Below are 14,634 nucleotides of genomic sequence, written 5' to 3'. Positions count from 1 at the left end.
GAACGCACACGACGGGAGAGGGCCCGCACGGCCCCGATGAGGGCCCACGGCCCGGCGGTACGCGTCCGAGCGCACCGCCGGGCCGTTTCCGTGCGCGGACCACGCGCGCGGACCACGTGCGCGGACCACGTGTCGGGCACGTACGCACGGGGGCGCGCGGACGGCAGGGGCGGAGCAGTCCGGGACATGTCGGTACTTTTATGTGACCGGCATCACAGATTCAGACGATCGTGATCAGACAACCAACAATGGGGGGTGCCTGTCTGTCATTTCGATGAACGAGATGACAGTTCCTGATGTGAGTGTGATCGTCGGGGCATACGAAGCGATGCCCTACCTGGTCCGCTGCCTGGAGTCGGTGGAGTCGCAGACCATGGCCCACCGTATCGAGGTCATCGCCGTCGACGACGGCTCGACCGATGGCACGGGGGCATATCTGGAGAAGTTCGCCGCCTCGACCGCCATCCCGACCAAGGTGGTGCGACAGGCCAACTCGGGGGGTCCGAGCGGCCCGCGCAACGTGGGCATCGCCCTGGCCAGGGGGAGGTACGTCTTCTTCCTGGACGCCGACGACTACCTGGGCCCGGAGGCGCTGGAGCGCATGGTGGCCATGGCCGACCGGGCCGGCACCGACGTGGTCCTCGGCAAGGTGGAGGGAGTCAACAGGGGGGCGCCGTCGTCGATGTGGGGCCGGACGGCCGAGCGTGTCGACGTCTACAACTCGAAGGTCATCTACACCCTCAGCGCCCAGAAGCTGTTCCGGCGCGAGCTGATCGAACGGCTCGGTCTGCGGTTCGACGAGGGGATGCGGACCGGGGAGGACGCCCTCTTCACGATGGAGGCGTACCTCAGGGGCGGCGGTGTCTCGGTGATATCCGACTACACCTGCTACTACCTCGTCGGCCGTGACGACGGCAAGCACGTGACCAAGAGCGGCGACCACACGATGCGCTTCGAGGCCGTGGGCGCGCTGATGAAGCTCATCGCGGACATCGTGCCGCCGGGCGCCGAACGGGACCGGCTGATGGTCAGACCCTTCACGGTCGGCCTGCTCCAGCAGTTCCCGCCCGGCTTCATGAAGCAGCCTGAGGAGATCCAGCGGCAGAAGATGGAGCTGGCCGCGCCCCTGATGCGGCGTTACTGGGGACCGGGCGTGGCACGGCTGATCAAGGTCTCGGAACGGTTGCGGCTGGAGTGCGTCGCGCTCGGACGGTTCGACCTGCTGCGGGACGTGCTCGTCTTCGTCCGGGACGGGACCAGACCCGAGGTGGTCCACCGGGGCCGCGACCGGACTCCGTACCTCGCCTTCCCCCACTTCGGGGAGAAGGGCAGCGGACTGAAGGACGCCTCGTTCGAGGTGACCGTGCCGGACTGGATCGGCAAGCCGGGCCTGGAGAGCATCCACCCGCCCAAGGTCGTGCGGCAGCGCAGGTCGCCCGCGCGGCGGGTGGCCCGGCGGGTGCGCGCGCGGATCCGCCGTACGGGCCTGACCCGCGCCTGGGCCCGGGCCGGGGGGAGGACCGCGAAGGCGGCCGCGGCGGCGTCGGCCACCGCCTCGCGGCCAACCGGATCCAAGGCCTGAGAAGTTCGCCCGAAGGCGATCGAGGGCCTGCCGAGGGCCTTCCGGGCGCCTTCCGCGAGCCCTCGTGGGCGGTCCGGGGACGGTCCGGGCGCTCCTGTGGACGGCCCTTCCGAGCCACCTCGAACCGGTCAGTTCACCCGCCGGAGGTGACCGGCTGCGGTCCGCGCCGGAAATCGTCGGTAAAGTCTGACTGTCGGGCGATGCCCGGACAGCGTTGAAAACTCTCCTGGGATGAGAAACGTGAAGGCTCTTGTACTGTCCGGTGGGGCGGGCACCCGCCTGCGCCCCATCACACACACCTCCGCGAAACAGCTCGTGCCGGTGGCCAACAAGCCCGTGCTCTTCTACGGTCTCGAGGCCATCGCGGACGCGGGTATCACGGAGGTCGGCGTCATCGTCGGCGACACGGCCGACGAGATCCGCGAGGCGGTCGGGGACGGCTCCCGGTTCGGGATAAAGGTCACCTACCTCCAGCAGGACGCCCCGCTGGGGCTGGCGCACGCCGTTCTCATCGCGCGGGAGTTCCTCGGTGACGACGACTTCGTCATGTACCTCGGGGACAACTTCATCGTCGGTGGCATCACCGGCCTGGTGGACGCCTTCCGGGCGGACCGGCCCGACGCGCAGATCCTGCTGACCAGGGTCCCCAACCCGACCTCGTTCGGCGTCGCCGAACTCGACGGCGACGGCCGGGTGGTGGCGCTGGAGGAGAAGCCCAAGCAGCCCAAGAGCGATCTGGCGCTCGTCGGCGTCTACCTCTTCACCCCGGCCGTGCACGAGGCCGTGCGCTCCATCGAGCCGTCCTGGCGCGGTGAGCTGGAGATCACGCACGCCATCCAGTGGCTGATCGACCAGAGCCGGGACGTCCGTTCCACGACCATCTCCGGGTACTGGAAGGACACCGGCAACGTCACCGACATGCTGGAGGTCAACCGTTCGGTGCTGGAGACCGTGGAGCCCTGCCTCGACGGCTCCGTCGACGAGGCGTCGGAGATCATAGGGCGGGTCAGGATCGAGGCGGGCGCCCAGGTCACCGGCAGCCGGATCGTCGGCCCCGCGATCATCGGCGCCGGCACGGTCGTCAGCGACGCCTACATCGGCCCCTTCACGTCGGTCTCCGAAGGGTGCAGGATCGAGGACAGCGAGATCGAGTACTCCATCGTTCTGCGGAACTCGTCCCTCACCGGCGTGCGCCGGGTGGAGGCATCGCTGATCGGCCGCGATGTCGAGATCACTCCCGCGCCCCGCAACCCGTCCGCCCACCGACTCGTCCTCGGCGACCACAGCAAGGTGCAGATCTCCTCATGACTCGTTCCGACGCCTCCCGCCCCACCAGGATCCTGGTCACCGGCGGTGCCGGCTTCATCGGCTCGCACTACGTCCGTACGGTTCTGGGCCCCCAGGGGCCCGGCGACGTCGAGATCACGGTGCTCGACAAGCTCACCTACGCGGGCAACCCGGCCAACCTCGACGAGGTGCGCGACCGGCCCGGCTTCGCCTTCGTCCAGGGCGACATCTGTGACCCCGAGCTGGTCGGCAAGCTGATGGCCGAGCACGACCAGGTGGTGCACTTCGCCGCCGAGTCGCACGTCGACCGCTCCATCGACGGCGGCGCGGAGTTCGTCCGCACGAACGTGGTGGGCACCCACACGCTGATCGACGCCGCGCACCGCGCGGGCGTCAAGACCTTCGTGCACATCTCCACCGACGAGGTCTACGGCTCGATCGACGAGGGCTCGTGGCCGGAGACCCACCCGCTGGAGCCCAACTCGCCCTACTCCTCGGCAAAGGCGTCCAGTGACCTGATCGCGCTCTCCTACCACCGCACCCACGGCCTGGACGTGCGGGTGACCCGCTGCTCCAACAACTACGGGCACCACCACTTCCCCGAGAAGGTCATCCCGCTGTTCATCACGAACCTGCTGGACGGCAAGAAGGTGCCGCTCTACGGCGACGGCGGCAACGTCCGTGACTGGCTGCACATCGACGACCACGTCCAGGGCATCGAACTGGTCCGCACGAAGGGCCGCGCCGGGCAGGTCTACAACATCGGCGGCGGCACGGAGCTGTCCAACAAGGAGCTGACCGGGCTGCTGCTCGAGGCGTGCGGGGCGGACTGGGACACCAGCGTCGAGTACGTCACCGACCGCAAGGGCCACGACCGCCGCTACTCCGTCGACTGCACCAAGATCCGCACGGAGCTGGGCTACGAGCCGCGCAAGGACTTCGCCACGGGCCTGGCCGAGACCGTCCAGTGGTACCGCGACAACCGCGCCTGGTGGGAGCCGCTGAAGGAGCGTGCCGCCCTGTGAGCAGCTGGCTGGTCACCGGCGCCGGCGGGATGCTGGGCCAGGACCTCCTGGCCCGGCTGGCCGCCGCCGGGGAGGACGCGGTCGGCCTGGACCGTACCGCGCTGGACATCACGGACCCCGCTTCGGTACGTGCCGCCCTGGCGGAGCACGGCCCGGCCGTGGTGGTCAACTGCGCCGCCTGGACGGCCGTGGACGACGCCGAGGCCAAGGAGGACGAGGCGCTCGCCGTCAACGGCACGGGCCCCCGGGTCCTGGCCGAGGCGTGCGCGGCCTCCGGCGCCGTCCTCGTCCAGGTCTCGACGGACTACGTGTTCGCGGGCGACGCCTCGGCCCCGTACGGCGAGGACACCCCGCCGGCCCCGCGCGGCGCGTACGGCCGGACGAAGCTGGCCGGGGAGCGCGCCGTGCTCGACACGCTCCCCGAGCGTGGTTACGTGGTGCGCACGGCCTGGTTGTACGGCGCGGGCGGCGGCAACTTCGTCCGTACGATGATCAAGCTGGAGGGCGTCAAGGACACCCTGGACGTGGTGGACGACCAGCGCGGTCAGCCCACCTGGACCGGGGACCTGGCGGACCGGCTGGTCCGGCTCGGCCGGGCGGCCCTCGACGGCACGGCCGCGCCCGGGATCTACCACGGCACCAGCGGCGGCGAGACCACCTGGTTCTCGTTCACACGAGAGATCTTCCGGCTGCTCGGCGCGGACCCCGAGCGGGTCCGGCCGACGACCAGTGAGGCGTTCGTCCGGCCCGCGCCCCGGCCCGCGTACAGCGTGCTGGGCCACGAGCGGTGGCGGGCGGCCGGGATCGAGCCGATCCGGGACTGGCGCGCGGCGCTTCAGGAGGCGTTTCCCGCCCTGCTGAAGGCCGAGCGCGGCGCGGGGGCGCCGACCGCGTAAACCGTGGGAGACCGCACACCGCGCTGAGCTGGAGGCCAGGCGACACGTGGCTGTTACTGACCGGTAGATGTTTACGGATGGTCGAGGGGCCCACTAAGTTCACTGAGAATCAAGCCTCCGTTGTTGATTCTCAGTGAAGGGCCCTCTACGTGGACCGCCACGGCTTCCTGCGCCACCTGCACCGTGTGTACAAGCCCCGCAACTACCTGGAGATCGGGGTCAATGACGGGCGCAGCCTGGCGCTCTCCCGGGTGCCTTCGGTGGCCGTCGACCCGGCCTTCAAGGTCGTCACGGACATCAGTTGTGACGTCCACCTCGTGAAGTCGACCAGCGACGACTTCTTCGCCCGCAAGGACCCGCTGATCCACCTGCGCAACGGGCGCAACCCGTTCCGCGCGCTCGCACGTCGGGATCCGGTCAATCTTCTCGGCGGCGACCCGAAGCTGGAGCTGTCGTTCATCGACGGCATGCACCTCTTCGAGTACGCGCTGCGCGACTTCATGAACGTGGAGAAGCACTCGCGGTGGTCCAGCGTGATCGTGCTGGACGACATGCTGCCGAGGGACGTGGACGAGGCGGCGCGCGACCGGCACACCAAGTTCTGGGCCGGGGACGTCTACAAGGTGGCGACGGTGCTGCGGCGCTTCCGCCCGGACCTGCTGGTGGTCGACGTCGACACCGCTCCGACCGGGGTCGTGGCCATCTTCGGCGCCAACCCGGAGAGCACGGTCCTGAAGGACGCCTACGACAAGATCATCGAAGAGTACGTCGTACCGGACCCGCAGGACGTGCCCGACGAGGTGCTGGTCCGCAAGAACGCGGTGCAGCCCGAGGCGCTGCTGCGGGCCGGCTTCTGGCAGGGCCTGACGCGGGCGCGGAACCTGCGCCGGCCGCGCTCCGCGTTCGTGCCGCTGCGGCGGCAGATCGAGGCCGTGGTCGGCTGATCCGTTCCGGCCGGGGCCGCCGCCCCGGTCCGGACGGTGCCGGACGGCGGTTCGGCTCAGGCTGTACGGAGCCGTACGCAGGGGCCCGGGCGACGTGTCGAACGTCGCCCGGGCCCCTTCCGTATGGCCGCCTCCCGGCGGAGGTCAGCCGCGCGCGGCCAGCTCCGCGTAGTAGGCGCGGCAGGCCTCGTACGACGGGAGCAGGCCCTGGGCCTCGGCCTCCGCCAGGGTCGGCGCCGCCGCGTCCTTGTCCGACAGCAGCGGGGTGATGCCCGCAGGCCACTCGATGCCGAGCTCGGGGTCCAGCGGGTTGATGCCGTGCTCGCGCTCGGGCGCGTACCCCTCGGAGCAGAGGTAGACCACCGTCGCGTCGTCCGTCAGCGCCACGAAGGCGTGCCCGAGCCCCTCGGCGAGGTAGACGGCGTGGTGGTCCACGTCGTCCAGCCGGACGGCGTCCCATCTGCGGTAGGTCGGGGAGCCGACCCGGATGTCCACGATGACGTCGAGCACGGCCCCTCTCACGCACTTGACGTATTTCGCCTGGCCCGGCGGCACGTCCGCGAAGTGGATGCCGCGCAGCGTGCCCCGGCTGGAGACGGAGCAGTTGGCCTGGGCGAGGTTCAGCGCGTGGCCGGTCGACTCCACGAAGTCGGGGGCCTTGAACCACTCGTGGAAGCTGCCACGGCTGTCCGGGAAGACCTTCGGTTCGTGGACCCAGGCGCCTTCGACGGAGAGCTGTCGCATGTGATCACGTCCTTGTTCGTGCTTGATCGTGCTTGTTCGTGCCGCTCGGGGGAGCGAGGAGGAGGGGCGGGCGTCGGCGCCGGGCGTCACAGACGCGCCGCGAGGCGGCGCACCTTCTTGCGGGCGGACTTCGGCAGCCGCCGGACGACGGGACCGCCGACGGTGCGCAGCGCCCGGCGCAGCGAGGCGCGGCGACGCCTGGAGGTCATCTGACGGACCATCGTCGCGTCGACCTCCGCCAGGTCGGTGCGGTCGAGCTGGAGCCGCCCGCCGCCCGCCACCGGCACGTCGCACAGGGGCAGTTCGGCTCCCTTGGCGCCGTCCAGCCGTACCGCGAGCCGAGCCGTGCCGGCGGGCAGGTCCGGCACCCGGGCGGGGACGGACAGGTGGGCGCGGCCCTGGTCGGGGCGCAGGGTGGCGGGGGCGGTCCGCTTGGTGCCGTCCGCCGACGTCAGCGTCAACTCCACCGGCCACGAGGTGGACTTGGAGGTCGTGAACACCTCCATGCGCAGCTCGGAGCGGCCGGGCATGCGCCGCACCGGCCGGTCGGCCAGGTAGGTGGCCAGCTTCTTGGCGCGGCCCGCGACATCGAGCGTCAGGTTGCCGTGCGGGTCCGTGAAGTACGGGATGACCGGGCGGGCCGGCGAACCCAGCACCGCCGGCAGGCAGTCGGCGTCCACCGACGGGTCCCGGTCGGCGCCGAGCCGTGCCTTGCGGACGAGGCCGAGGCCGCGGACCGGCACCCAGATGTCCCAGAACCCCTTGGAGACCCGGCCGCGGCCCTTGACCGCCTCGCTGGTGACCTCACCCTTGCCGCGCAGGACGACCTCGTACGTGTCCTCGTCGCCCTCGGCCGCGTCGCCGTCCCGGACGGTGAGCTTCTCCACCTCGGTCGTGTACGTGACGGGGCAGGGCCACTCCACGGCCGTCTCGCGGTTGCGGATGGACAGCTCGCCCTTGAAACCGTCCAGTTCGTCGGTGATGTCGAGGAGTTCGCCCTCGGGCAGGAACGGCTCGGTGATGGCCGGGTGCAGGAAGTGGCGGCCGTCCCGGCGCACCAGGCGCAGCGGCTTCTTCTCCTCGCCCTGGACCAGCCGGACGGACAGCGACAGCTGGGCCTTCCCGTTGGACTGCCACTCGAACTTCTCCAGGTGGGCCGCGCCCTTCACGGACGAGGCGAACCGCGCGAGGGCGATCAGCCCGTCGCGGTCACCGGCGCGCAGGAGCGTGGAGCGCAGCCGGGTCAGCGCGCCGAGGCCGTTGTGCACCTCGTCGTTCATGTACTCGTCGGCGATCGGGCGGATGGCCTCGATCATCTCGTCGGCGAACTCGGGCGTGAACTTCAGGATGCCCGGCTCGCTCAGCCGGCCCAGCATCTCCACCCGGTAGAACCGGCGGAGGACGCGGTCCCGGAACTCGCCGGGCTCGGTGTTGTCCACGACGACCTTGAGGACCTCGCGGAGGTTGCCGTAGTAGCCGGACGGCACGATCTTCGCGGAGCCCGCGTTCTGGCCGTCGTCACGCCGCGAGTAGTAGTAGCAGGTGTAGGTCCCCAGGATCGAGACGACCTTGGCGGGGAAGTACGCCTCCATCATGTAGAGCTGGTCCTCGAGGCGCCGCTTGCCCTCGGGGTAGGCGATGTTGTTCTCGCGCAGGAACTCGGTCCGGAACATCTTGTGCGGCGTGAGGCTGTCGTACAGCGGGGCGTTGCTCAGGTCGCACTTCTCGCGGTTGACCTTGAAGACACCGTGCGGCACCCCGCGGAAATTGGAGGCGACCTTGCCGATCACGATGTCGGAGCCGTTGCGGTGGCCCATCTCGTACAGCCGTCGCAGCGCGTCGGAGGCGAGGTGGTCGTCCTGGTCGACGAACTGGACGTACTCTCCCTTCGCCTCGGCCACGCCGATGTTTCTCGGTTTCCCGGGCCAGCCGGAGTTGGGGATGTGAATCACCCGGAAGTGGGGGTGCTCGACCGCCAGCTTGTCGAGCCGGTCGGGAGTGTCGTCCGTGGAGCCGTCGTCGACGAAGAGAACCTCGAAGTCCTCGGCGGGCAGCGTCTGCGCCAGCAAAGACTTGATGCACGGGTCGATGTACTTGCCCGGGTTGTACACCGGAATGACGACGCTCACTTTTACTGGCATTACTGATGGGCCCATCTCGTTGTGGTTGCCGAGGACTGAAGCGGGGGAGTCACCGCCGTCGGTGTGCTATCGGCGTGTCATGACCGCCAGCCTATCGCCGTGGTGGCCCCGATGTTTCCCGACTGTTGTTACACCTGACAGACGGTCGTCACCGGCCGCGGGTTGTGCTCCGGGGTGTGGGTTTGACGGGGATCACGTGCCCGGGGGCTGCGGGGGCGGTGACGGCGGAGTTCACGAGGACATGGGGGTGCCGGCCCCGGTCCGGCCGCAGACCGGTACGGCCGGCCGCGGACCGCTCCGATCCGGAACGATCCGGCCTCGGTCCGATCCGTACCGGACCCCCGGACCGGACCGATCCGGGGGTCCGGTCCGGTTCAGGCCCTGCCCCGCCCGGCCGACGCCGTCCCAGCCAGTGAAAACCGCGGTCCTCCGGGAGCCGCGCTCGCGTAGGCTGACCTGCCCGGAGGGGCCCGCACCGGGCCCGAGGGTGTCCGGAGGGCGCCCGGTCCCGCGACTTTCCGCGACCGGGGGCCCGTACGGCCAGGACAGCGAGAGCAGGCGGAGCACGTGGCAGCGGCACGGCAGGAGGCGGTGACCCGGCAGGAGGCCGTGGCAGGGGCCCGGAGGATCGTCGTGAAGGTCGGTTCGTCCTCGCTCACGACCGCCTCCGGGGGGCTCGACGCGGACCGTGTGGACGCCCTCGTCGACGTCCTCGCCGCCGTCCGGGGCGGGGGCCCGGGCAGCGGCCGGGGGGACGGCGACGGAGGCCGCGAGATCGTGCTGGTGTCGAGCGGCGCCATCGCCGCCGGCCTCGCCCCGCTCGGCCTGGACCGCCGCCCGCGCGACCTGGCCCGTCAGCAGGCCGCCGCCAGTGTCGGCCAGGGACTCCTGGTCGCGCGCTACACGGCCTCCTTCGCCCGCTACGGAGTCCGCGTCGGACAGGTGCTGCTGACCTCGGACGACACCAGCCGGCGCGCCCACTACCGCAACGCCTACCGCACCCTCGACCAGCTCCTCGGCATGGGCGCCCTCCCCGTCGTCAACGAGAACGACACCGTCGCCACCGACGAGATCCGGTTCGGCGACAACGACCGGCTGGCCGCACTCGTCGCCCATCTCGTCCGCGCCGACCTGCTCGTCCTGCTCTCGGACGTCGACGGGCTCTACGACGGCGACCCCAGCAGGCCCGGCTCCTCCCGGATCGCCGAGGTGCGCGGCCCCGACGACCTGGCGGGCGTCGCCATCGGCAGCGCCGGGCGGGCGGGTGTCGGCACCGGCGGCATGGTCACCAAGGTCGAGGCGGCCGGGATCGCCGCGGCGGCCGGCGTGCCGGTGGTCCTGACCTCGGCGAGCCGGGCCGCCGACGGGCTCGCGGGCCGCGACACCGGAACGTACTTCCACAGCACCGGACGACGCTCGACGGGCCGGTTGCTCTGGCTGGCCCACGCCTCCACCCCGCAGGGCGCGCTGACCTTGGACGACGGCGCCGTCCGGGCCGTCGTCCAGCGCCGGACCTCGCTGCTGCCCGCCGGGATCGCCGCCGTGGAGGGCGACTTCAGCGCGGGCGACCCGGTCGAACTGCGGGACACCGCCGGCCGCGCCGTCGCCCGCGGGCTGGTCAACTTCGACGCCAGGGAGATGCCCCGGCTGCTCGGCCGCTCCACCCGGGAGCTGGCGCGGGAACTCGGCCCCGCGTACGAGCGTGAGGTCGTACACAGGGACGATCTGGTCCTCCTGCACCCCTGACGCGCCCCTGAAACGGCTGAAACTCCAGCCTTTGTAAGGGGAGCTTTACCAAAAGCGCCCCATCGTCTGCCCGGGACTGGTCAACTTTGTCTCAAGGGGTACGACGGGGAAGCACGACGACGCATCAAACAGGAGGCCGCCGGTGAGACGAGCGCGCCCGGGGGCGGTGCCCCGAGGGACTGGGGGCAGCGACCGCATTCGGAGGACTGGGCGGGAGGAACGTGCCCTGACCAGCGTCGAGACGGGGGAAGACGGCGACGGCGAGCGACAGCGGGAGGCAGTGGCCGATCCGCACGTCCCGCACGGGCCGTACGATCCGCACGGCCCGCAGGGCATACGGAGGGCGCGAGCACCGCAGGGCGCGCAGGGGACAACGGTGTCGGCCCGGGAGACGACGGCGGTACGGGACGTGACGGCGGTGCGGGGCACCGGGACGGTCGCGGACGCGCGCGCGGCGGGAGACTCCAGGGCGGCGGCGGACACCCGCGCCACCGAGCGTCCGGTGTCGAAGCTGTGGCACGTCACGCTCAGCGTCTCGGGCGCGGAGGCGCCGCTGGCCGAGGTCCGGCGCGGGCTGGAGCAACTGGCACACGACCACCCGTTCCTGCTGACCAGCCGGTACGCCAACGATCACGCCGAGATCCGCTACTGGGAGGAGGCCCGGGACCTGCACGACGCCGCCGCGGTGGCGCTCAGACTCTGGGGAGAGCACCGCTCGACCTCGAAGCTGCCGCCGTGGGCGATCGTGGGGCTGGAGGTCATCGACCGCGAGACGTACCACCAACGGGTGGCGGAGGGGTACGGGCCACCGCCGGCGGCGTCGGTGGGGGTCCACCCGTACTGACGACGGGCCCGGGACCGGCGGCCAGGGACGTCGACTCCGCCGGCCGGGGCCTCGAGGCCACCGGTCGTGGCCCCTGCGCCGGCGGGCGCCGCGCCGGGGCCCTCGGCCCGGGCGCCGCGTCGGGACGGCCCGCGGACGCGGTGTCTCGGAGTGCGGAATACGTGCGGAATGCCCGCGGGACGCGCACTACCCTGCGGGCATGACCTCGCTCTCGCCGTACGACAACCTCTCCCCGGTCGCCAGGACCGCCTACCGGGCCCGCGCCGCCGCCGCCGACATCGCTCCGCTGCCGCGCGCGGCCAAGGACGACGCCCTGCTGGCGATCGCCGACGCCCTGGAGGTCCGTACACACGAGGTCGTCACGGCCAACGCCGAGGACGTCGAACGGGCGCGTGCGGCCGGCACGAGCGAGGCGGTCGTCGACCGGCTGACGCTCACCCCGGAGCGCATGCGGGCCATCGCCGCCGACGTACGGGACGTGGCGGCGCTCCCCGACCCGGTCGGCGAGGTCGTGCGCGGCTCGACACTCCCCAACGGCATCGACCTGCGCCAGGTGCGGGTGCCGCTCGGCGTCGTCGGGATCATCTACGAGGCGCGCCCCAACGTCACCGTGGACGCCGCCGCGCTCTGCCTGAAGTCGGGCAACGCCGTGCTGCTGCGGGGCTCCTCCTCGGCGACCGCCTCCAACACCGCGCTGGCGCGGGTGCTCCGCGACGCCGTCGGCGGGGCCGGGCTGCCCGCCGACGCCGTCCAGCTGGTGCCCGGCGAGGGCCGGGACTCCGTGCGGGAACTGATGCGGGCGCGCGGCCTGGTCGACGTCCTCATCCCGCGCGGCGGCGCCTCCCTGATCCGTACCGTCGTCGAGGGGTCCACCGTTCCCGTCATCGAGACCGGCACCGGCAACTGCCATGTGTACGTGGACGCGGAGACCGACCTCGACATGGCCGTCGACATCCTGATCAACTCCAAGGCGCAGCGGCCCAGCGTCTGCAACGCGGCCGAGACGCTGCTCGTCCACCAGGACGTCGCGGCGGCCTTCCTGCCGCGCGCGCTGGACGCGCTCGCGGACGCGGGAGTCACGGTGCACGCGGACGAGCGGGTGACGGCGTACGCGGCGGGCTCGAAGGCGACGGTCGTACCCGCCACCGCCGAGGACTGGGAGACCGAGTACCTCTCGTACGACATCGCGGCGGCGGTGGTGGACTCGCTGGACGCGGCCGTCGCGCACATCCGGCTCTGGTCGTCCGGGCACACGGAGGCGATCGTCACCACCTCGCAGGCGGCGGCCCGCCGGTTCACCCGGTTGGTGGATTCCACCACGGTGGCCGTGAACGCGTCGACGCGCTTCACGGACGGCGGTCAGTTCGGCTTCGGGGCCGAGATCGGCATCTCCACGCAGAAGCTGCACGCGCGCGGGCCGATGGGGCTGCCGGAGCTGACCTCGACGAAGTACATCGTGACGGGCGACGGCCACACCCGGTAGGCGGCGCGGCCGCGCCGTTTTCCGGAGACTTCGGACTCGGCCTGCCCAAAAACCCGTCCCAGGTTTACTCTGAGGGGGTGCCGGACGACGTGGGGGGCAAGCCGTTTCCCGACGGCTGGGAGCCCGACGACGACCGCGGTGGCGCGGACCAGGACTTCGCCTCCGTGGTGTTCGACGAGGACTTCGTCAAGGCCGCCACTGTCCATGAACCCTCCGCCGTGGAGCGCCTGCTGGCCGCCGCCCAGGCGCGTGCCGAGGCCGAGGCGGCCCGGGCGAGGGCCGGCGGGGGAGCCGCCGAGGACGACCCCGACCGCGACGGGTACGAGGAGCTGTACGGCCGGGACGGCGCCTACGGCCCGGAGTATCCGTACGAGCTGGACAACGACCCGGACGGCGCGGGCGCGGGCCCGTACGGACGGCACGGCGGCACGCTCCGCCCGTACCGCAGCAGCGCCCGCTGGCACCGCCCCGTCGCCTGGGTGCTCGCCGTGGTGATGGGCATCGGCATGGTCGCGATCGCCTTCACGGCCGTCTACCGGGGTGCGACGGGCAGCCGGGACGACCGGGTGCCCCAGCCCGCGCGGACCGGGATCGACAAGCCGGAGCAGACGGTGCCGTCGGGATCCGCCGCGGCGTCGGCCCCGGAGGCCTCGATGGTGCCGCGGAGCCCGTGAGACCCGGAGGGCTCGATGGTGGCCGCGGAGCGGGAGACCCGGAGGGCTCCCCAGGGGCCTGTGAAGCCGGCCGTCGGCCCGACGTTTACGTTCGCCCCCGCCGACCTACTCTGAGGGTATGGCAGGGCGCGGAGACCCACCCGAAGGGGAACCCGAGGGGCTCCCCGGCGGCGATGACGAATACCGGTCCGTCGTCTTCGACGAATCGTTCATCCGCGCTGCCCGGCTCCAGGAGTACTCCGCGAAGGAGCGCATGGGCGACCACGCCCACGCCGTCCGCAGGGTGCCGCCCCCGCCGCCTCCGCACCGCCGCGGCCGGCGTGGCCGGGTGTTCAGGAACGGTCCCCGGCAGTTCCTGATGCTCGTCCTGGTGATCGTGCTCGCCTTCGGTACGGCGGTCTACCTGGGGGTGCGCTCTCCCTACCGGCCGCCCGTCGTCGGTGGCGCGGCCCAGGCGCGGATGTCGGTGATCCCCCTGGCACCCCAGGGGCCGGTGCCCGGCGGAGCCCCGGAGGACCTCTTCGCGCACAGCCCGGCGGCCCAGTTCCGGGTCGGGGCGGCCGGGATCACGCTGCCCGCCGCCCATGGCGCGGGGGACTTCTCGGAGAGCCAGGTGACGGCCGCGCTGACGACCGTCAAGGACTACCTCGTGGCGTCCTCGCTGGACCCGGACGTCCTCGCGGGCCGCACCGTCCGCCCGGTGCGGGTGCTGCTCGATCCGGGCCAGCAGACGCAGTTCGACAGCAGCTTCGCCGCCCCGGCCGACGACGGCCGCCACGCGCCCGTCGGCTGGCTCGTCCGCTTCGACCCGGGGAAGGTGGCCCAGGCCGACAGCCAGGTACGGGTGCACGGGACGCTGCGCTACGAGGAGACCGCTCCCGGCACGCTGGAGGTGACCGCGGACCACCTCTTCGTCTACGCCCTGCGCCCGGCCGGGGCGCACGGGCTGCCCGTACGGGACGCCTCGCTGTTCACCGTACGGCGGGAGCTGCGGTTCCGGATCGACATGGCGGACCTGCCCAAGCACAGTCTGGAACTGCTCAGCAGCGAGACGCGGGCGGGGCCGCAGGACTGCTCGGCCGAGCCGCCGGGCACGCTGCGGCCCCTGCTGGAGGGGCAGCGCGCGAAACCGGACGACCCGGCCGGGACCGACCCGTACACGACCGGTCCGTCCGGCACCGGCCTGTGCGGGACGCTCTCCCGCGCGGCGGAGCCGACCCCCACGGCGCCGGCGCGGTAGGCCCCGGCGGCGGGGGCCGGAGCGGTGC

12 protein-coding genes are annotated in these 14,634 nt (G+C 71.9%); 10 read left to right on the top strand and 2 right to left on the bottom strand.

Annotation, left to right across the window (positions count from 1 at the left end; all coding sequences use genetic code 11):
• The first annotated feature begins 274 nt into the window (after window positions 1-274).
• The 5 genes from ACU6P3_RS10435 to ACU6P3_RS10415 all read left to right on the top strand — a co-directional run bounded on the left by ACU6P3_RS10435 (window position 275) and on the right by ACU6P3_RS10415 (window position 5,734).
• A complete protein-coding gene (locus tag ACU6P3_RS10435; RefSeq protein WP_447196871.1) occupies window positions 275-1,582 on the top strand; it encodes a glycosyltransferase family 2 protein in 1,308 nt (435 codons plus the stop codon).
• A 240-nt stretch (window positions 1,583-1,822) separates the two neighbouring features.
• Window positions 1,823-2,890, top strand: coding sequence for a glucose-1-phosphate thymidylyltransferase (locus ACU6P3_RS10430; RefSeq protein ID WP_030748096.1), 1,068 nt, complete (start codon window positions 1,823-1,825; stop codon window positions 2,888-2,890).
• Entirely contained in the window at window positions 2,887-3,894 is a 1,008-nt protein-coding gene (rfbB, locus tag ACU6P3_RS10425) for a dTDP-glucose 4,6-dehydratase (protein ID WP_030748093.1), read from the top strand. Before ACU6P3_RS10430 ends, rfbB begins: the two co-directional genes overlap by 4 nt.
• Window positions 3,895-3,923: 29 nt before the next feature.
• Window positions 3,924-4,790, top strand: a complete 867-nt coding sequence (gene rfbD / locus ACU6P3_RS10420) for a dTDP-4-dehydrorhamnose reductase (protein WP_425574211.1) — start codon at window positions 3,924-3,926, stop codon at window positions 4,788-4,790.
• A 149-nt stretch (window positions 4,791-4,939) separates the two neighbouring features.
• Window positions 4,940-5,734 carry a methyltransferase type 11 gene (locus ACU6P3_RS10415; RefSeq protein ID WP_030748088.1) on the top strand — a complete coding sequence of 265 codons (795 nt, stop codon included), beginning with the start codon at window positions 4,940-4,942 and terminating at the stop codon, window positions 5,732-5,734.
• A 144-nt stretch (window positions 5,735-5,878) separates the two neighbouring features.
• On the opposite strand, the gene rfbC is transcribed toward ACU6P3_RS10415, so the two are convergent.
• Both rfbC and ACU6P3_RS10405 read right to left on the bottom strand, forming a co-directional pair.
• Complete coding sequence (rfbC, locus tag ACU6P3_RS10410; RefSeq protein WP_447196870.1) at window positions 5,879-6,478, bottom strand: dTDP-4-dehydrorhamnose 3,5-epimerase; 600 nt, start codon at window positions 6,476-6,478, stop codon at window positions 5,879-5,881.
• Between the two features lie 86 nt (window positions 6,479-6,564).
• On the bottom strand, window positions 6,565-8,607 hold the full coding sequence (locus ACU6P3_RS10405) for a glycosyltransferase family 2 protein (RefSeq protein WP_447196869.1): 2,043 nt from the start codon (window positions 8,605-8,607) through the stop codon (window positions 6,565-6,567).
• A gap of 621 nt (window positions 8,608-9,228) precedes the next feature.
• Between ACU6P3_RS10405 and proB the strand changes: the two genes are divergently transcribed.
• The 5 genes from proB to ACU6P3_RS10380 all read left to right on the top strand — a co-directional run bounded on the left by proB (window position 9,229) and on the right by ACU6P3_RS10380 (window position 14,606).
• Window positions 9,229-10,365 carry a glutamate 5-kinase gene (gene proB / locus ACU6P3_RS10400; RefSeq protein WP_447197836.1) on the top strand — a complete coding sequence of 379 codons (1,137 nt, stop codon included), beginning with the start codon at window positions 9,229-9,231 and terminating at the stop codon, window positions 10,363-10,365.
• Between the two features lie 334 nt (window positions 10,366-10,699).
• Window positions 10,700-11,209 carry a DUF8830 family protein gene (locus ACU6P3_RS10395; protein ID WP_447197835.1) on the top strand — a complete coding sequence of 170 codons (510 nt, stop codon included), beginning with the start codon at window positions 10,700-10,702 and terminating at the stop codon, window positions 11,207-11,209.
• 199 nt (window positions 11,210-11,408) lie between these two features.
• Complete coding sequence (locus ACU6P3_RS10390) at window positions 11,409-12,692, top strand: glutamate-5-semialdehyde dehydrogenase (RefSeq protein WP_447196868.1); 1,284 nt, start codon at window positions 11,409-11,411, stop codon at window positions 12,690-12,692.
• Between the two features lie 77 nt (window positions 12,693-12,769).
• Complete coding sequence (locus ACU6P3_RS10385) at window positions 12,770-13,366, top strand: SCO2584 family spore wall biosynthesis protein (RefSeq protein WP_447196867.1); 597 nt, start codon at window positions 12,770-12,772, stop codon at window positions 13,364-13,366.
• Window positions 13,367-13,484: 118 nt separating this feature from the next.
• Window positions 13,485-14,606 carry an SCO2583 family membrane protein gene (locus ACU6P3_RS10380; RefSeq protein ID WP_447196866.1) on the top strand — a complete coding sequence of 374 codons (1,122 nt, stop codon included), beginning with the start codon at window positions 13,485-13,487 and terminating at the stop codon, window positions 14,604-14,606.
• Window positions 14,607-14,634: the final 28 nt, after the last annotated feature.

It is taken from the genome of Streptomyces hebeiensis, from assembly GCF_052983195.1.
Note: the sequence above shows the minus strand (reverse complement) of the source record. Positions and strands in the feature narration are given on the sequence as shown.